This window comes from Hymenobacter sp. UV11, assembly GCF_004684095.1.
GTDB lineage: Bacteria > Bacteroidota > Bacteroidia > Cytophagales > Hymenobacteraceae > Hymenobacter.
Map to the genome: position 1 here is coordinate 215487 of NZ_SRII01000007.1, position 18735 is coordinate 234221.

The 18735-nt window shown below is 61.9% G+C and carries 15 protein-coding genes and 1 pseudogene; 7 read left to right on the top strand and 9 right to left on the bottom strand.

The window, feature by feature from the left end; genetic code table 11:
• Positions 1–230: 230 nt before the first annotated feature.
• Positions 231–658, top strand: a pseudogene (locus E4631_RS14895) (PfkB family carbohydrate kinase).
• A gap of 150 nt (positions 659–808) precedes the next feature.
• On the opposite strand, the gene E4631_RS14900 reads toward E4631_RS14895, so the two are convergent.
• The 3 genes from E4631_RS14900 to E4631_RS14910 all read right to left on the bottom strand — a co-directional run bounded on the left by E4631_RS14900 (position 809) and on the right by E4631_RS14910 (position 2178).
• Positions 809–1348, bottom strand: a complete 540-nt coding sequence (locus tag E4631_RS14900) for an RNA polymerase sigma factor (RefSeq protein ID WP_133656494.1) — start codon at positions 1346–1348, stop codon at positions 809–811.
• A 160-nt stretch (positions 1349–1508) separates the two neighbouring features.
• The gene (locus E4631_RS14905) at positions 1509–1880 is read right to left on the bottom strand and encodes a cupin domain-containing protein (protein WP_133656493.1); all 372 of its coding nucleotides are present in this window, start codon (positions 1878–1880) and stop codon (positions 1509–1511) included.
• A 28-nt stretch (positions 1881–1908) separates the two neighbouring features.
• A complete protein-coding gene (locus tag E4631_RS14910) occupies positions 1909–2178 on the bottom strand; it encodes a Kazal-type serine protease inhibitor domain-containing protein (RefSeq protein ID WP_133656492.1) in 270 nt (89 codons plus the stop codon).
• Between the two features lie 188 nt (positions 2179–2366).
• Between E4631_RS14910 and E4631_RS14915 the strand changes: the two genes are divergently transcribed.
• Positions 2367–2885, top strand: coding sequence for a YtxH domain-containing protein (locus E4631_RS14915; RefSeq protein ID WP_133656491.1), 519 nt, complete (start codon positions 2367–2369; stop codon positions 2883–2885).
• Positions 2886–3029: 144 nt separating this feature from the next.
• Positions 3030–3371, top strand: coding sequence for a YtxH domain-containing protein (locus E4631_RS14920; RefSeq protein WP_133656490.1), 342 nt, complete (start codon positions 3030–3032; stop codon positions 3369–3371).
• A 322-nt stretch (positions 3372–3693) separates the two neighbouring features.
• Here E4631_RS14920 and lysS read toward each other — a convergent pair whose 3' ends face one another.
• From lysS to E4631_RS14935, 3 genes are all read right to left on the bottom strand, one after another.
• Positions 3694–5220, bottom strand: coding sequence for a lysine--tRNA ligase (gene lysS / locus E4631_RS14925; protein ID WP_133656489.1), 1527 nt, complete (start codon positions 5218–5220; stop codon positions 3694–3696).
• 214 nt (positions 5221–5434) lie between these two features.
• Positions 5435–6538, bottom strand: a complete 1104-nt coding sequence (locus tag E4631_RS14930) for a hypothetical protein (protein ID WP_240734940.1) — start codon at positions 6536–6538, stop codon at positions 5435–5437.
• A 250-nt stretch (positions 6539–6788) separates the two neighbouring features.
• Positions 6789–8930 carry a carboxy terminal-processing peptidase gene (locus E4631_RS14935; protein ID WP_133656488.1) on the bottom strand — a complete coding sequence of 714 codons (2142 nt, stop codon included), beginning with the start codon at positions 8928–8930 and terminating at the stop codon, positions 6789–6791.
• A gap of 188 nt (positions 8931–9118) precedes the next feature.
• Here E4631_RS14935 and E4631_RS14940 point away from each other — a divergent pair, with 188 nt between their 5' ends.
• Positions 9119–10093 carry an ADP-ribosylglycohydrolase family protein gene (locus E4631_RS14940; protein ID WP_133656487.1) on the top strand — a complete coding sequence of 325 codons (975 nt, stop codon included), beginning with the start codon at positions 9119–9121 and terminating at the stop codon, positions 10091–10093.
• Between the two features lie 6 nt (positions 10094–10099).
• Here E4631_RS14940 and E4631_RS14945 read toward each other — a convergent pair whose 3' ends face one another.
• Together E4631_RS14945 and E4631_RS14950 are read right to left on the bottom strand one after the other, a co-directional pair.
• Positions 10100–10942, bottom strand: coding sequence for a DMT family transporter (locus E4631_RS14945; RefSeq protein WP_205704245.1), 843 nt, complete (start codon positions 10940–10942; stop codon positions 10100–10102).
• 141 nt (positions 10943–11083) lie between these two features.
• On the bottom strand, positions 11084–11521 hold the full coding sequence (locus E4631_RS14950; protein ID WP_133656485.1) for a hypothetical protein: 438 nt from the start codon (positions 11519–11521) through the stop codon (positions 11084–11086).
• Between the two features lie 274 nt (positions 11522–11795).
• Between E4631_RS14950 and E4631_RS14955 the strand changes: the two genes are divergently transcribed.
• Together E4631_RS14955 and E4631_RS14960 are read left to right on the top strand one after the other, a co-directional pair.
• Positions 11796–14612: a prolyl oligopeptidase family serine peptidase gene (locus tag E4631_RS14955; protein ID WP_133656484.1), complete on the top strand. Its 2817-nt coding sequence runs from the start codon at positions 11796–11798 to the stop codon at positions 14610–14612.
• A 189-nt stretch (positions 14613–14801) separates the two neighbouring features.
• Positions 14802–15299 (top strand): DUF4112 domain-containing protein, encoded by a 498-nt coding sequence (locus E4631_RS14960; RefSeq protein ID WP_133656483.1) that lies wholly within the window; start codon positions 14802–14804, stop codon positions 15297–15299.
• 216 nt (positions 15300–15515) lie between these two features.
• On the opposite strand, the gene E4631_RS14965 is transcribed toward E4631_RS14960, so the two are convergent.
• Positions 15516–16970: an NAD(P)/FAD-dependent oxidoreductase gene (locus tag E4631_RS14965; protein ID WP_133656482.1), complete on the bottom strand. Its 1455-nt coding sequence runs from the start codon at positions 16968–16970 to the stop codon at positions 15516–15518.
• A gap of 314 nt (positions 16971–17284) precedes the next feature.
• On the opposite strand from E4631_RS14965, the gene E4631_RS14970 reads away from it, so the two are divergent.
• Positions 17285–18598 (top strand): hemolysin family protein, encoded by a 1314-nt coding sequence (locus E4631_RS14970; RefSeq protein WP_133656481.1) that lies wholly within the window; start codon positions 17285–17287, stop codon positions 18596–18598.
• The last annotated feature ends 137 nt before the right edge of the window (positions 18599–18735 follow it).

Consider the following 18735-nt stretch of genomic DNA (forward strand, 5'->3'; position numbering starts at 1 on the left):
ATGCCAAGTACAGGCCAACCGGCTGCGTATTCACAAAGGTTTGCTGGTCAGCCTGGTATGGGTTACGGCAATATTTTCGCACTCTGGTAATCAGACTACGTGTCCACTAGCTGGAATAGGCTGAGCAGCAGTAATGCCGCCGCGTTATTGGCTGAAGAGCTGGCCGTTATTGGCCGGCACCAGCCTGAGGGACAGCCATCTGGGCGTGTCAGCAGCGAGGCGTGCAGGTAGTGCTGAACCCGGCTCCGCCGCAGCCCCTCGGCCGCGCCTTGCTGGCCTGCCTGTACGCCAGTACCCCGAATGAGACGGAAGCCGGGCTACTCACCGGCATTCGGGTAACCGACCAAGCCACCGCCCGGCAGGATGCCCAGTTCCTGCACGCCGAAGGGGTGCCCAACGTGGTTATTACCCTCGGCTCGCGGGGGCCTACGTGTCGGCCGCCGGCGGAACGGAAACCCGCTTGGTGGCCTCCCCGCCGGTAACGGCCGTTGATACCACAGCCGCCGGCGACTGTTTTAACGGGGCGCTCGAAGGCCGGAGCTTGTTTGAGGCCGCGGCTTTCGCCTGCAAAGCCGCGGCGATTTCCGTTACCCGCCGGGGTGCGCAGGCATCGCTACCCCACCGCCACGAGGTCGCGGCCCTACCCTGGGCAGACTGACCGGTGGGGGAGGGGTAGGGAACTGGTTTTTACACAGAATAGTAGCGCTGGGTGGCGCGGCCATTTTTTGTGCCCAAAAAGCAAGATAGGAAGTCTAAAGCTCGGGATGACAAGCTTTAGACTTCCTAAGTGATATCGTATATAACGACCTCAGTTAACCACGCGCGTGAGGTTGCGGATGATGCGACCCGCCCGCGTTTTGACCGTGCCCAGCGGAATGGCCAGCTCCTGTGCCGCCTCCGATTGCGAGTAGCCTTCCAGGTAGAGTAGCTCCAGCAGCCGGCGGTCGCTGGAACTCAGTAAGTTCAGCCAGTCGCGCACCCCAATGTGCTCGGGGTAGAAGCTAACGGGCGCCGCCCGGTTGATGGCTACTTCTTCGGTGAGCGGCGAGGTGAACTGCGTTTTGCGGCGCTGCTCGCGCAGGCAGTCGAGGGCCAGGTTGCGGCCAATTTGCAGGGCCCACGTAAAAAGCCGGCCCTTGCGGGTATCGTAGGTAGGGAAGGCCACCCAAAACTTTACCATGCACTCTTGCAGCAAATCCTCCGCCACCTCATCTTGCCGAACAATACGCCAGATAGTATGGTAGAGCGCCCGTTTATAATGCTTGTAGAAATGAGCCATTGCCGTCTCATCGCGGGCATATAACCGGCTTACCAGCTCGCTTTCGTCTTCTGGCTGTAGTATTTTCATTAGCAGGGGGGTAGGGCGTTGTGCACATACGACCCGGCGTAATCTTCCGGTTTGAGAGGTTAAGGAAAATAAATAAAGCGCTGTTTCGGAACTTTTTGTTGGAAAACGTCAAAAAAGCACTGCTGCCAGAACGACCCCAATGCCAAGGTGAGCGCCCGGTTTATTCCTCCCGATGCACCGTGTCCGGGCTAAAGGCGGGCACGCATACCGACCAATACTCGCACTCCTCCTCAAACGGATTTGAATAGCGAACGCGGGCGCCGGCCCGAATCAGCAGCGACTCGCCCGCTTGCAGCTCCACCACGTCGTCATCAATCTCGAAGCGTTTGCGGCCTCGCACCACAATGGTTATCTCATCGAACTCGGGGTGCTGGTGCGGCTCGCTCCACTGCGGCGGGGCCACCATGTGGGCCACGCTGTACTGAGCCGTGCGGGTGCTTGCCAGGCCTATGTGCTCTTCAATGAGCTTGCCATCGGTGGTGGGAACGCGGAACGGCTGGGCGTTGCGGAAATACTTCTTTTCGGGAGCCATGAGAATCGGGGAAAATGACGCCGCGAAATTAAGGCCGGGTAGGGCAGGGGCCCGGCCGAAAGTGCAGCAGCCCGGCGTTCTGGGCCACGCAGGCATTGGCGTAGGTGATGCCGTTGCAGCCACATACGGGGTCGTAGTTCATGGTGCAGATAGCTCGTGGGTTAACGCGGCTGGGGTCGATGCAGGCAGTGGCCGCGTCAGCGGCGCCCGTAGCTACCCGCGCGTGGCAGGCACCCAGCAACAGGCTGCTGGCCAACGGCAGTAGGTAAATGCCGATACGGCGCACGAGAAGGAGCATAGCTGAATTAGCCTAAGAATGCCGGTAAGGTAAGAACTTGGCGCTGAACGGGCCAGCCGGGCTAAGAAAATGGCGCTATGCCCGAACCCGGCGCCCTACCACCCGTATAGAACCCAAACGCTGGGGCAGTGGCTCAGGCCTTGCCCTCTCCAACCAATCCACCTTACCACTTTTTTCTTTTCCTTCTCATGTCGTATCGCGAAGAAGATAACAACGCAAGCAAAATTCTTATTGCCGCCCTCGCTGGTGCTGGCGCTGGCATCATTGCCGGTATTTTGCTGGCCCCCGATAAAGGCACGGCTACCCTCGAAAACTGGAAAGGCGCTGCTAAAGATTACAGCAATCAACTGGGTGACCAGTTCGGCAAGTATAGCGCGGACCTCGAAACTAAATTCAAAGGCCTGAGCGACAAGCTCGAAGATATGGGCGTATTGAGCGCCGGTGGCAGCCTCAACATCAAAGGCAACTGGGACGATATCAAAGGCAAGCTGAAGCAGCAGTATGCGCAGCTGACCGATGAGGACCTGACCTATGCTGAAGGCAAAGGCGACGAGCTCATCGGCAAGCTGCAGGATAAGCTTGGCAAAGGCAAGGCGGAAATCACGAAAATGATTAACGACCTGTCGGGTAAAGGCGATGACCTGGCCGACAAAGCCAAAGATGCTGCCGACAAAGGTGCCGCCGCCGTAAAGGACGCCGCCAAGTAAGCCTTCCTATGCTACGTTATTAAGGAAGCCTCACGCCGCCGGCGTGGGGCTTTTTTGGCATTGGGCACTAACCAGCAAGGCCATTTTCCCGTTTGCTACCATACGTTTTTTAATTTCACTCTACTAGTAAATTTCGTTTTGCATATGCCTAATGACAACGGAAAAGTTATCGTCTCGCTGCTGGCGGGCGCTACCGCCGGCATTGTAGCCGGCCTGCTGCTAGCCCCCGAAACGGGCGAAGACGCCCGCCACGACCTGCGCGATTCGGCCCGCAAGTGGTGGGCCGACTTGGGCAAGCAAGCGCAAGGTGCCCTTAGCAAGCTGCAAGGGCAGCCCGCCGCCCCCACTGCCAACCCTGACCAGCACGCCGCCGATGCGCTGCTCACCTCCATGGGCAATGCCGAGCCCGGCGACCTCACTACCCCCGCCGGTGCTGGCAACGGCCGCTCGGTAGAGGGTGATAAAGGCTATTTTACTGACCTTTAACTGATAAGGCTGAGGATTCGGCAGGGGGTAGGGACCAAAATTTCTTGAAAAAAAAGTTACGGTAACCTAACCTTACTCTCGCTATCACGTTAAAAAATGCACAAACGGCTTAATCGAAGTCTGTTGTTAGCAGCTAGTAAAATTGCCGGTCGTAGGAGCTTCTGCCAGAATTGGTTTGTTATTCTGGTCGTAAAATCAGCCGACCCATCGCAAGCTTCTGGTTGCTACCGCAATCTCTGATTGGAGCTTTTGTAAAAAGGCCCGCTACCATTTTTTGGTAGCGGGCCTTTTTTTTGTGGCTATTTGTTGGGTGCCGAGGGGCCTACCCCCCCGTTTCGGGCCGCATCTGCGGGAAGAAGAGCACATCCTGGATGGAGTGCGAGTTGGTCATAATCATGCTCAGGCGGTCGATGCCGATGCCCAGGCCGGCGGTAGGCGGCATGCCGTATTCGAGGGCGCGCAGGAAGTCTTCGTCGAGCACCATCGCCTCGGTGTCGCCGCGCTTGCCCAGCTCCAGCTGGTCTTCGAAACGCTGGCGCTGGTCGATGGGGTCGTTGAGCTCGGAGAAGGCGTTGCAGATTTCCTTGCCGTTGCAGATGGCTTCGAAGCGCTCAACCAGGCCGGGGTGGTCGCGGTGCTTCTTGGCCAGTGGCGACATCTCGACGGGGTAGTCGGTGATGAACGTGGGCTGGATGAGCTTGGGCTCCACGTGCTCGCCGAATATCTCGTCGATGATTTTCGACTTGCCCATGCTCGGGTCGAGGCCCACTTTCAGCTTGGCGGCGGTTTCGCGCAGGGCTGCCTCGTCCATTTCGCCGATGGCCACGCCGGTGAACTTTTCGATGGCCTCAAACATGGTGTAGCGCTGCCAGGGGCGCTGGAAGTTGATGACGTTGTCGCCCACCTGCACCTCCGTTTTACCGTGCAGGGCCAGGGCCACACGCTCCACCATTTCTTCCACCAGGTCCATCATCCAGTTGTAGTCCTTGTAGGCTACGTAGAGCTCCATCTGGGTGAACTCGGGGTTGTGGAAGCGCGACATGCCCTCGTTGCGGAAGTCCTTCGAGAACTCGTACACGCCATCGAAGCCACCCACGATGAGGCGCTTGAGGTACAGCTCGTTGGCAATGCGCAGGTAGAGCGTCATGTCCAGCGTGTTGTGGTGCGTCTTGAAGGGCCGGGCCGCCGCACCGCCGTAGAGCGGCTGCAAAATCGGGGTTTCGACCTCCAGGTAGCCTTTGTCGTTCAGGTAGTTGCGCATGGCCTGCACCAACTGCGTGCGCTTGATGAACGTCTCGCGCACCTGCGGGTTCACCACCATGTCCACGTAGCGCTGGCGGTAGCGCTGCTCGGGGTCGGTGAAGGCATCGTAGGTGATTTCCTCGCCTGTGGCCTCGTCCTTGCGGGTTTTCACCACGGGTAGGGGGCGCAGCGCCTTGGCCAGCAGCGTTAGCTCCTTCACGTGAATGGATGTTTCGCCCACTTGCGTATTAAAGACGTAGCCCTTCACGCCGATGAAGTCGCCGAGGTCGAGCAGCTTCTTAAATACGGTGTTGTACAGCGTTTTGTCTTCGCCGGGGCAAATCTCGTCGCGGTTCACGTAGAGCTGAATGCGGCCCGACGAGTCCATCAACTCCGCAAACGAGGCCTTGCCCATCACGCGCACTGACATCAGGCGGCCAGCTAGGCTCACCTCCTGAAAGTTGTTGAGCTCGGGGTGATAGTTGTCGTGAATTTCCTGGGCCGAAAAATTGACATCAAATAATTCGGAGGGGTAGGGCTCAATGCCCAGGGCCTTCAGCTCATCGAGCTTGTTGCGGCGCAGAATTTCTTGTTCGCTCAGAATCACGGATTACGCGGATTTTAGCGGATTTCACGGATTTTGTGGACGATTCAGCTGGCGCTGCTCGTGCAATGCTACTCCGTTTGGCCGCTGGGTGGAGGCGGGCATCAGCCCAAAAACAGGCCGCAAAAGTACGGCCCAAAAAAAGCCGCCCCGAACTGGGGCGGCTTAATCGTCTACAAAATCCGTGAAATCCGCTAAAATCCGCGTAATCCGTGATTTAGGCGGCCATTTTCAACTCGGGCTCCGGCTCGGTGCTCAGGATGGCGGGCTGCACGCGGGTGCGTAGGCGCTCCTGCACAAAGCTGTGCTGCAAGTGGGAGGGTAGCTCGCGCACCAGCTGCTCGTAGCGGGCCAGGCCCAGTGCCTTGGCCACGTAGGCCTCGTGCACGCCGTTGAGGTAGCTCACAATGCTCAGCAACGAGCTGTGGAACAGGCGGAAATCGATATCGGCCTCCACGTAGCGCTCAATCTCGCGGCTGCTCTGCGAGATGCGCAGACGGCCCAGCAGGTCGAAGACGGTGGTGTAGCCCAGGCGCCAGGTAATCTGCTGCCAGTGCGCGGCGGTCCACTTATCGAGCGGGCGGCCGGTTTTCTGGCTACGGATGGCCGTGTTGGGGTTGGCCTGCACCTGCTGGCGCGTAGTAATGGCCTTCTGCTTGCGCGTGGTGCGCAGAAACTGGCCAATCTGGGCCTGCGCGTCAATCTCCTGCGAAGCGATGTGCAAGCCGGCTTTGTAGCCCGCCAGCGGCAGGCGGTGAATGTTGAAGTCGCCGTAAGCACCCGCAGCGTAAAACGATACCGGGCGGGGGTAGGCGTTCTTCACCACCAGCCGGCCCACCTCGCGGCGCACCACTTGCGCGTTGGTAGAGCGCACGCCCGTGGTGTAGAGGAAGGCCTGCAAGCCCGTTTGAATAGTGTGGTAGGCCTGCGGGAAGGTCCAATGCAGGGCGTTGCGCAGGAAGTTCTCATCGCCCAATTCGGCGGTGGCGCGCAGAGCGTACTCGGTGCTCCAGCAGGTGTGCAGCAGCTTGGTAAGCGCGGCTACGTCGGTTTCAGTCAGTTCGGCCTGGTGCTGGCGGAAATAGGGGAGGTGCGCCAGCCCACCCAGCGGGCTTTCACCCTCCTGAATATGGTAGCTAAGGGCAAAGAAGTAGTTGAGAAACACCTGGGCCGGAATGGAGCGGCGCCAGGTTTCGTCGGCCAGGCGCTGCTGCTCCTGCTCCTCGGGAGTAAGCGCGGCCTCGGCGGGCGAAATGGCCATTACCGGAGCCGGATACGTCTCGGCCGGAATGAGCGGAATGATGCGGGCTTCGGTTGTCATTGTCATACCAGGTAAACCCATTGCCAGAATTTTTAGTTTCTGTTTGCTAATAAATTTTCAGGTAATTTGCTAAAATTATTAGTGGCTCGGCGCGGGTGTATTAGCCCGCAGAAGACGCAGAGGTTTTCGCGGAAGACGCAGAAGCTAACGGCACAAAAAAGCCCCTGAACCAGTGGCTCAGGGGCTTTAAAAACAATTAATCAAGCGCCGTTCGAATCTGCGCAATCAGCGCAATCTGTTAAATCTGCGATTATTGTTCGTCCTTGATAACGGCTACGGCTTCGCCAAGGGTGATATCCTTGTTGAGGCCGCGGGTGAAGCGCATGGCGCGGTTCACCTTCATCGAGTCGCCGCCGAGGGCTGTGCGGTCGGCCGTGAGGGGCGCCAGGGCGAGGGGGGTAGCCGTCTTCTGGATAGTTTCGTACTTGTCCGACTCCGCCTTGAGCTGGTGCTGCATGGTGCGGTACTTATCGATTTTGAGCGAAACCACGGTTTCGTCTTTGCGCTTGCGCAGGCTCTGCACCAGCTCGGTCATTTGCTGGAAGGCCGGGTTGGCCGCCACGCGGGCTTTGCTGTTGGCTTCGAGCTTGGCATAGTTGGGCTGGTCGTCCCAGGGGCGGTAGCCGGCGGGCTTAATTTCGTCCCACTTCAGCGGGTAGTCCGACTCTTTCTCGCCCTGGTCGAGGTAAGAGAGCACATCGGGCAGTACGATATCCGACGCTACCCCCTTAAACTGGGTCGAACCCCCGGTAACGCGGTAGAATTTCTGCATCGTGAACTTGAGCGAGCCAAAGGGCTTGAGCGAAGCCAACTCCGTGGGCAGCGTCTCATCGAGGTCGATGATGCGCTGCACCGTGCCCTTGCCGTAAGTGCTGGCCGAGCCCATGATGATGCCGCGCTTGTAGTCTTGGATGGCGGCGGCCAGAATCTCGGAGGCCGAGGCGCTGTACTTGTTCACCAGCACCACCAGCGGGCCGCTGTACTGCACGCGCGGGTCCTTGTCGTTGAGCACTTGGGTTACGCCGCGGCTGTCGTGCACCTGCACCATGGGGCCGCTGGGCATGAATAGGCCAGCCATTTCCACAGCATCGTTGAGCGAGCCGCCGCCGTTGGTGCGCAGGTCGAAAATGACGCCCTTCACGCCTTCGGCCGTGAGCTTGGCCAGTTCCTTCTTCACGTCCTGAGCCGACGAGCGGCCCCCGTTGTCATTGAAGTCGGCGTAGAACGCGGGTAGGCGCAGGTAGCCAATTTTCACGCCGCTCGGGTCATTGATAACGGCCGACTGGGCGTAAGTATCTTCTACCACTACCACATCGCGGATGATGGGAATAACCTTGGTTGAGCCGTCGGCCTTCTTCACCGTCAGGCGCACTTCGGTACCTTTCTTACCCCGAATGAGGGTCACCGCCTTGCTGGTATGCCAGCCCTCAATGCTCACCGGCTCAGTGGCGCCTTGGGCCACGCGCAGAATGGCATCGCCCTTTTTCAAATCGCCCTGGCGGAACGAAGCCGAGCCGGGCACGATGTCTTCGATGTAGATGAGGCCATCCTTTTCGCGCAGGGTAGCGCCAATGCCCTCGAAGCGGCCCGTGAGCTGAATATCAAACTCCTGTTTTTCGCGGGGCGCAAAATACTCGGTGTGCGGGTCGTAGGTATTGGCAATAACGTTGGCGTAGTTGCTGAGCACCTCGTTGGTATCGGGTTGGTCGGCAAACTGCTCGTCGTAGTATTTCAGCACGCGCTTGCGGGCCTCCACTTCCATTTGGGCGGGCGTGCGGTCGGGCTCGGCGGTGGCAGGCTCTTTCGAGATGCTGGCTACGCGGGAGCGGTCGTGGCGCTTGTCCTGCTCGTCCATCATTTCGGCCACGCGTATCATCGTCTCGTATTTGAGCAGCTTGCGCCACTGCTCGCGCTGGTCGGTAGCATTGGCTGGGAAGGTAGCCTTCTCGAAATCGGTCTGGATAGTCTCATCGCTGTTGAACGTGAACGGCTGGGCCAGAATCTCGTGCGTGAGCGCCTGCATCTGCTTGGTGCGCTCGGCCAGGAGCTTGGTGCTCAAGTCCAGAAACTCGTGCGTGCCGCGCTTGGTTTCGTCGTCAATATCGGTCTGATACTTCGTCAGTTGCGTAATGTCGGCCTGCAGCAAAAACTTCTTGCGGTAGTCCAAGCGCTTGAGCGCCAGCTCAAACACGCGCTTGCTAAAGGCATCGTCGATGCGCTCGGGCTGGTAGTGGGCCTGCGAAAGACCCTGCACGATGGTACCGACGAGCACCTGCTCTTTGCCGGGTGCTGCCCCAGGGCCGCTGTGCTCATAGAAGCGATAAGACGCCAGCCCGAATACGGCGGCCACCAGGCCGGCATACGAGCCGATTTTTAGGCGAGGGGAGAACATTTAGAAGATAATTAGGAAGAAGGCCAAATGTAAGCGGCAGGCGGGGGCAAGTTGCACATCCCTAGCCCAACTACGGTAAAAACGTCGATGAGGACGCAAATAGTGCCGTGTAAACTAGTTCTATTCTCATTTTGTGTGGCGAGCAACTAGTTACTTTACAGCCCGGCCCACTGCCGATAGTTCAGGCTATGAAAACTACCGCTACCCGCGCCGCCCTATTGGGCTTGGCCGTGGGCGACGCCCTGGGCGTTCCCGTTGAATTTATAGACCGCGAAGCCCGCCGCCGCGACCCCGTAACCGGGCTGCGTGGCTACGGCACGCACCACCAGCCGCCCGGCACCTGGTCCGATGATTCATCGCTGACCTTTTGCCTGGCCGAAACGCTGGCCCGGCCCGGCGGCTTGACCGGCCTGCCGGACCTGGTCGATTTCAGTCGGCGCGCCATCAACTGGCTCGACCAGGCTTACTGGACGGCCACTGCCGAGACATTTGACGTGGGCGGGGCCACGCGCACGGCCATTCAGCGGCTACAGGCCGGTGTATCGCCAACCAAAGCCGGACCCCGCTCGGAGTTGGATAACGGTAATGGCGCGCTGATGCGCATCCTACCCCTGGTTTTTCACGCGACGTGGCAGGCCGAAAAGCCCGACCTGCCGGCCGCCTGGGCTCTTACCGAAGCCGTGGCCAGCGTCACACACGGCCACCCGCGCTCCACGCTGGGCTGCTTTTTATATTTGCTGGTTGCGCGTGGGCTGCTGCTCGGCAAGGCCCCGGCCGAGGCGTATGCGCAGGCTAGAGAAATGGCTAACCACTGGCTGCACACCCAGGCCAAAGGCCCCGCTTTTATGGAGTGGCCTCACTACGCGGCTTTCTTCGAGGGCAGCTTGCCTGGTTTGGCCGAGGCTGAAATTCAGTCCAGCGGCTACGTGGTGCACACCCTGCACGCGGCCCTGTGGTGCCTGCTGCGGCACGATACCTACGCCGCCACTGTGTTAGCCGCTGTGAACCTGGGCAAGGACACCGACACGACCGGCGCGGTAGCCGGCTGCCTGGCGGGCCTGGCCTACGGCGAGGCCGGCATTCCGGCTGAGTGGCTGGCCGCCCTGGCCCGCCGCGCCGATATCGAGGACCTGGCGGCCCGGCTGGGGGGTAGGGATAAGTAGCAACTACTACTCGCCGCCCACAGCGGGCGCGGGTGCCGGGCGGGCCGTGAGCGTGGCGCCGGCACTGGCGGCCATCACCAGGGCCACGGCCAGCCACTGGGCCAGCGTGAGGCGCTCGTGCAAAAACACCAGACCGCACACCGCCGCCGCGGCCGGCTCCAGGCTCATCAGAATGCTGAATGTGCGGCTGGGCAATTGCCGCAGGGCGTTCATCTCCAGGGTGAAGGGTAGGGCGCTCGAGAGCACCGCCAGCGCGGTGCCAGCCGCCAGCAGCTGCGGCGTGAGATGCGCCCAGCCGCCAGCCGCCACGCTGAACGGCAGCACCGCCAGCGAGGCAAATAGCATGCCTACGGCCACACCCTGCGGGCCGGGCAGCACCGCCGCCACCCGGCCGCCCAGCACAATGTACATGGCCCACGCCCCGCCCGCCAGCAGCGCAAATAGCATTCCCAGCGTATCCAGATTACTACCCCCCCAGGGGGCCAGCAAGGCAATGCCCGCGCCGGCCAGCAGCACCCACACCACATCGGCCCAGCGCCGCGAGCCGGCCAGGGCCACGGCCAGCGGCCCCACAAACTCCAGCGTAACGGCCAGCCCCAGCGGAATGCGGGCCAGCGCGCAGTAAAACAAGAAATTCATGGTGCCCAGGGCCAGGCCGTAGGGCACCACGGCTCGCCACTGCGCCGCTTGCAGCTGCCCCAGCCGGGGCCGCACCGCCACCAGCAGCAGCACCGCCGAGATGCCGATGCGCAGCCCCACCGTGCCCGCCGCCCCCAGTACGGGAAACAAGCCTTTTGCGATGGCCGCCCCGCCTTGCACGCTCAGAATAGCTAGTAAAACTGAGGGCACGGGGGCCAGCTTAAAAGAACGGAAACCAGGCATCACGCAAAACTGAAAACGGCCAGGGCAAGCGTTGGCCCCACTATGTGGGCCCGCTCACCCGCTCACCGGGGGGTAGGGGCCCGTAAAGTTCTGCCCAAAGCTGCCTACTTACAGCCGCGCCCGGTGCCGCACCGTGCGCCGCCGCACCAGTACGGGCATAAACCAACCCGTTTGCCCCGGCCACCAGTGAATAGGGGCGTAGTAGCAGCCGGTGGCCTGCGGCTCGGGGGCCGGGGCAGCGCTGGCGTATTGCGCCACCGGCACCTCGGCCAGCAGGGCCGCCACGTCGCACTCGTTGCGCAGCAGCGCGCTTTGGGCGGCTTCTACAATGGCCTGGCTTTCTTCCAGCGCATCGGTGGTGGCGGGCAGGCGCTGCTGTAAGTACCAGTGCATTTCGCGCTCAATGAGGCGCAGGTCGGCTTCCACGGCCAGGCCGTCGAGGCGGGGGTCGTTCAGGGCCAGGTAGAGGCGGACGCTGCGGCGCAGGCATTTTTGCCAGAAGGCGCTGCCCGCACGAGCAAACTGGATGAGGTGGTCGTGTTCCATCGCCTGGCCGGGTTAACGTATTGAATAACGCAAACATACCTGCTTTTTTATGGAATTGGTCCGGCCGGTGGCCGTAAGTTGGAAGCTAGCTTTAGTGCAGAAAAACAGCCGGCGGGCCAACTTGCGCCTCACGCCTGGTTGAGCTGGCCCTACCCCCTGGTGCCAGCTCCAGAGCACCCCGCCCCGCGCCCCACGCAGCCAACGGGGGCCAGCGTGCGCCTTTGGCTTCAGGTAGTTGTTCTTTAGGTTTTTGAAACGCTCAGCCCTCGTCTGCATGACCAAGTATTTCCTCCTTTTGGCCGGCCTGGCCAGCTTGCCCGCGCTCGGCCAGCAAGCCCCCAAAAAGCCCCTCGACCACTCGGTGTACGACCAGTGGCAAAGCGTTGCCAATCAGAAGATAAGTCCCAACGGCAAGTACGTGCTCTTCCAGGTGAAGCCCCAGCAGGGTGATGGCACGCTGTACCTGAAAACGGTGGCCAATCAAACCCTGAAGCAGGTGAGCCGCGGCGACTCGGCGGTGTTCACGGCCGATTCCAAGTTCGCGGTCTTCTCCATCAAGCCGCGCTACCAGGACGTGCGCCAAGCCCGCATCAAGAAGAAAAAGCCCGACCAGATGCCCAAGGATTCGCTGGGCATCTACGCCTTTGCCACCGGCAAGCTCACGAAATATCCCAACGTGAAGTCGTTTCAGGTGGCCGAAAACGGGGCAGTGCTGGCCTTTCTTGCAGTGCGGCCCGCCGCGAAGGACTCGCTCAAGAAAGCGCCCGTCGATACGGTGAAGAAAATCACCGACCGGCTGCTGCAAACCAACCAGGCCGGCGCCCTGCTCACGGTGGTGAACCTGGCGACGGGCGCCGTGCGCACCTTCGACGCCGTGACGGACTACCAGGTGAGCAAGCCGGGCAACAAGGTGGCGTTTGCCGTGCTGGCGCCGAAGGGCAGCAAAACGGTCAAATCGGGCCTGTTTGTGTACGACCTGGCCGGGGGCAGCCCGCGCCAGCTTAGCACGGGCAAGGGCGTGTACAAGAACCTGGCCTTCGATGAGGGGGGTAGGCAGCTGGCGTTCACCGCCGAAAAGCACCCCGAAAAGGCGCTGGTTAAGCCCTTCAGCCTCTACTACGCCGACTTTGGCGCCGATAGCGCCCGCGTGCTGCTGGCACCCGGCGCGAGTGCGCTGGCCAAAGGCTGGTCGCCGAGCGGCTTCGGCAAACTGGTGTTCAGCGACAACGGCGAGAAGCTGTTTTTCGGCACCGCGCCCGACCCCATTCCGCAGGACACGACGCTGGTCGATTTTGAGCACGCCAAGCTCGATATCTGGAACTACAAGGACGACTACCTGCAGCCCATGCAGCTCAAAAACCTGAAGAAGGATTTGCAGCGCAACTACCTGGCCGTCATCTATCCCAGGCAAGCCAGCAAGTTCTTTCAGCTCGAAGATGAGTACCTGCGCGACGCGCTGGTGGCCGCCAAAAACAACGCCGAGTACGTGCTGGCCGTGACCGACACCGCCAAGCGCATTTCGATGCAGTGGGAGGGCAACACCCGCAAGCAGGCCTACCTCGTCTCGACCCGCACCGGCCAGCGCGTGGCCGTGAACCCGCTGGCCGCCAAGAGCCGGTTTCAGCTCTCGCCGCTGGGCAACTACGTGGTGTGGTACGACTACGCAGCCAAAAACTGGTTTTCGTTCTCCGTAGCCACCCACCAAACCACCAACCTGACCGCCAAAACCGGGGTCGCTATGGCCGATGAGGAAAACGACTCGCCCACCGACCCCGAGCCCTACGGCGTGGCCGCCTGGACCAAGGACGATGCCGCCGTGCTGCTCTACGACCGCTATGATATCTGGAAAATTGACCCCAAAACGGGCCTGGCTTCGAACTTTACCAAGGGGGTAGGGCGCGCCAATAAGCTTATTTTTCGCTACCATAACCCCGTAGAGAAGAAGGAGTTTCTGGAGCCTAAGGACGAGCTGTGGCTGCTGACCCAGGACGAAACCACCAAGCAAAACGGCTACTACCACAAGGGCGTGGCCAGCGCCCAGGCCCCGCAGCGGGCCGTGCTGGCGCCCTTCGGCTACTCGCCGCTGATGCAGGCCAAAAACGCCCCGGTCTTCATTTACACCAAGGCCAACGTGAGCCACCCGGCCGACCTCTACGCCAGCCGCGACTTGCGGCGCGAAACCCAGCTCAGCCACATCAATCCGCAGCAAAAAGACTACAACTGGTTCACGGCCGAGCTCACGCACTGGACTACGCCCAAGGGCCTCGCCGCCACCGGCGTGCTCTACAAGCCCGAGAATTTTGACCCCGCCAAGCAGTACCCAATGGTGGTCTATTTCTACGAAAAGCTGTCGGATGGCCTTTATAAGTACACGGCGCCCGCGCCTACCCCCTCGCGGCTCGACATTGCGCTGTTTGCCAGCAACGGCTACCTCGTTTTCACGCCCGACATCAGCTACACCATCGGCGAGCCCGGCCCGTCGGCGGTCGAGTTTATCAACTCGGGCGTCGAGGATTTGAAGAAGAATAGCTGGGTCGATGGCGCCCACATCGGCATCCAGGGCCAGAGCTGGGGCGGCTACCAGGTGGCCTACCTCATCACCCAAACCAACATGTACGCCGCCGCCTGGGCCGGCGCGCCGGTCGTGAACATGACCTCCGCCTACGGGGGCATCCGCTGGGAATCGGGCATGAGCCGGCAGTTTCAGTACGAGCGCACCCAGAGCCGCATCGGCGGCACGCTCTGGGAAAAGCCGGAAGTGTACATCCGCAACTCGCCCCTGTTCTCCCTACCCCAGGTAAAAACGCCGGTCGTCATCATGTCTAATGACGCTGATGGGGCCGTGCCGTGGTACCAGGGCATCGAGATGTTTACGGACCTGCGCCGCCTGGGCAAGCCCGTGTGGCTGCTGCAATACAACGGTGAGGCCCACAACCTGGTGAAGCGCGAAAACCGCAAGGACATCTCCATCCGCGAGCTGCAGTTTTTCGACCACTACCTCAAAGGCGCCCCCGCCCCCGTGTGGCTGGAAAAAGGCGTGCCCGCCGTGGAGAAGGGTCGGAATTGGGGCTTGGAGGTGTCGAGTAAGTAGAAGCTTGGGAATATTTGTCATTGCGAGCAACGCGAAGCAATCGCACCAGAACGATACCCGCCCGACTTGTTCTGGTGCGATTGCTTCGCGTTGCTCGCAATGACAGACGTTTTCGCAGTACATCTTCACACTTCCTACCCCTCCCCGCCGCCCGTAAGCGTATAGCACCTGCCGCCTACCCCCTCGCCGATGCCCCAGCTTACTACTTCCCCTGTGCCCAACCCCTTCGATGCCGATGCGCGCCTGCGCTGGGTCGAGCACATTGCCCGGCTAATGGACAGCCAGTTTCGGCTGCCCGGCACCCGGTTTCGCTTCGGCCTCGACCCGCTGCTGGGCCTGGTACCCATCGTGGGCGACCTCTCCAGCACCGTGGTGTCGGTGGCCCTGCTGCTGACGATGCTGCGCCACGGTGCCAGCGGGGCGGTGATGGTGCGTATGGCCCTCAACATCCTCATTGATACCGTAGTGGGCGCCATTCCCATCCTGGGCAACGTGTTCGATTTCACCTTCAAAAGCAACGAACGCAATGTGGCCCTGCTGCGCCGCCACTACGCCGAGGGCCGGCATACGGGCAGCGGCAAGGGGCTGGTGGCGCTGGTGCTGCTGGCATTTCTGGTGGTGTCGGGGCTGGTGGCCTGGGGCAGTGTGGCCCTCATTCACTGGGCCTGGGTGTATTTTGGGGGGTAGGGAATAGAGTTGTTGAGTTCTAGCTTGGTCGCCCTCCGCGGGCGCCTCACCCCCCGGCCCCCTCTCCGAAAAGGAGAGGGGGAGCCATGGCGGCTCGTCTAAAAGTAGTTTGGGAAATCGTTGAACGCACCCCTTCTCCTTTTTCGGAGAAGGGGCCGGGGGATGAGGCGCCCGCGGAGGGCGATTTTAAGAGAACTTAATAGCTTTTACACTTCGCTATGGCTCCTGGTGCAGCGGCGGCGCGGGCAGCCGAAATACATCGCGCAGGGCGCGGCGGGCGGCGTAGTAGCCGCACATGCCGTGCACGCCCCCGCCGGGCGGGGTAGCCGACGAGCACAGATACAGCCCCCGCTGCGAGGTGCGGTAGGGCGAAGCCCGCAGCACCGGTCGCGTAAACAGCTGCCTGATATCGAGCACGCCCCCGTTGATATCGCCGCCCACGTAGTTGGGGTTATAGTCCTCCATCTGGGCGGTGTCGAAGGTGTGGCAACCCAGAATGCGCTCGCGGAAGCCGGGCGCAAAACGCTCCACCTGCCGCTCGATGGTGTCCGTCATGTCCACGCGCGAGCCGTTGGGCACGTGGCAGTAGGCCCAGGCGGTATGCTGGCCGGCGGGCGCGCGGGTGGGGTCAAATTGGCTTTGCTGGGCCAGTAGCACGAAGGGCCGGGCCGGGTGCTGGCCCCGCGCGGCGCCCCGCTCGCCGGCGGCAATCTCGGCCAGCGTGCCGCCCAGGTGCACGGTGCCCGCCTGGCGGCACGCGGCGGCGGTAAAGGGAATCGGCTCGGCCAAGGCCCAATCCACCTTATACACGCCCATGCCGTAGCGGTAGCGCCGCAGCTGCCACCGATAGAGGCTCGACAGCTTGTGCCCGGCAATCTGCAGCAGCTGGGCCGGCGTCACGTCCAGCAGCACGGCCCGCGCCGATGGCAATTGCGTCAGCGAGCGCACGTAGGTGCCCGTTTCCACGTGCCCGCCCAGGGCCCGGAAGTGCGCCACCAGCGCATCGGCCAGCGACTGCGAGCCGCCCTGGGCCAGCGGCCAGCCGCGCCGGTGCGCCGCCACCAGCAGCACCAGCCCCGCGGCCGACGTGGCCAGGTTGCTCAGCGGCTGAATAGTGTGGGCAGCCATGCCCGCCAGCAGCCCCTTGGCTTTTTCGTCCCCAAAGCGCCGCGCCAGCACCGTGGCCGGCAGCAGCGCCAGGCTGCCAAACCGGGCCATGTCCAGCGGGTGCTTCGGAAATTGCAGCGGGGCCAGCACGTCGTTGGCAATGCCGGGCCAGCTGGCAATGAGCGGCGCCAGCAGGCGCTGGTAGGCGTCGGCATCGGCGCCCAGGGTTTGGGCCGAATCAGCCAGCGACGCGGTCACGGTGGCGGCCGTGCCATCATCAAAAGGATGCGCGGCGGCCACCGGCGGCGTGATATAGTTCAGCCCATATTGCGCCAGCGGCAAAGTCTGAAAAAACGGCGAAGCAACCGCCAGCGGGTGAATGGCCGAGCAGATATCGTGGCGAAAGCCGGGCAGCGTCAGCTCGGCCGTGCGCAGGCCGCCGCCCAGCTCCGTCTTGCCTTCGAGCAGCAGCACCGCCAAGCCCGCCTGCTGCAGCGCAATGGCCGCGGCCAGCCCATTCGGACCCGAGCCGACAACGACGGCATCATACGTGGGGTTGCTCATAAAAGCAGGGGTAGGAAGAAGTAAAGAGAGTAAGCAAGGGCCAAAAGCCGCAAACCGGCCCAGCGCCCTAAGTAATCGCAGGTGCTGGCTATACGGCAGCGCCGCGCTAAGAAAGGCGCGCCGGGCGCATTACTGCCCAAATAGGGGGGTAGGCGGGCTGCTAGCGGCGGCCCACTGCCGGGCCAGCTGCCAGCTGCCTGGCAGCTAAACCGCCGATTTTACGAGCCTTTTCCAGGTTCACTCGTTAAGCTTGGTAGAAGGTGGGCGCGCAGGCCCCGCCCATATCTACCCGGCTACTTATCCGTTTCGCGTCTATGATTCTTTTATTGCTGCTCCTGTTAATCATGCTGAACGGCGTGTTTTCGATGTCAGAAATTGCCCTCATCTCGGTGCGGAAGTCGCGGCTCGAAGTCGAGGCCCAGGCCGGCGACAAGCGCGCCAGCCAGGCCCTGAAGCTGGCCCAGTCGCCTAACCAGTTCCTCTCTACGGTGCAAATTGGCATTACCCTGGTCGGCATCCTTACGGGTGCCTTCGGCGAAGCCAGCCTCACGCGCACGGTGGCGGCGCTGGTGGCGCGGCTGCCGGTGCCACTGCTGGCCGCGCATAGTGAGGGCATTGCGCTGGTGCTGGTCGTGTTTTTCATCACCTACCTCTCGGTGGTGGTGGGCGAGCTGCTGCCCAAGCGCATCGGCCTGGCCAATCCCGAGGGCATTGCCAAATGGGTGGCCGGCCCCATGACCTGGCTGGCGCGGCTGGCATCGCCCTTCATCTGGCTGCTGAGCCTCACGAGCGATGGCATTATTAAGCTACTGGGTATCAAGGGGAAATCGGATGGCGGCGTGACGGAGGAAGAAATCAACGCCTTGGTGCGGGCGGGTACGTCGGAGGGGGTAGTGCAGGAAATCGAGCAGGGCCTGGTGCAGAACGTCTTCAGCCTCGGCGACCGGCACGTGGGCTCGCTCATGACCAGCCGCCCCGACCTGGTGTGGCTCGATGTGCAGGCCGACGTGGCCAGCCTGCGCCGCACGGTGCTCGACCACAAATCGCCGGTTTACCCTCTCGCCGAGGGCAGCCTCGACCACGTGCTGGGCACCGTGCGCTCCGAAGACCTGCTCAGCGACGACCTCGACCAGCAGCTGGGCCGCCTGCGCGAGCTGAGCCGCGAGGCCCTCTACCTGCCCGCCAGCAGCAAGGCCTACCACGCGCTGGAGCTGTTTCGCAAGTCGGGCCGCTCGCACGCGCTGGTAGTCAATGAGTTTGGCAGCGTGCTGGGCCTGCTCACCATTCAGGATATCTTCGATGCGCTGGTCGATGACCTAGTCGAAGAGCCCAGCTCGCCGCAAGTGGTGCGCCGCGACGACGGCTCGTATCTGATTGACGCGCAGCTGCCTTTCGACGAATTTGCCCACCAGTTTCAGCTCACCGAGGCGGAGCGCCAGGGCCTCACCGGCTTTCACACCCTGGGCGGGCTGCTGCTACACGAGCTCGGGGCCGTGCCCAAAGAGGGCGAGCACCTCACCTGGTACGGCCACTATTTCGAGGCCGTCGATACCGACCACGGCCGCATCGACAAGATTCTGTACCTCCCCAAGCCGGGCACCGACGACCCGGCCCCTACCCCCCGCTAACGAGCGCAAGGTCCGGGCGTATTCGCCACAAAGTGAGCTGTAAGAAAGAACGTCATTCTGAGCTTGCGAGGAATCTCGCTCGCATTGTTGGAGTAGTAATTCCAACGGCGTGAGCGAGATTCCTCGGCAAGCTCGGA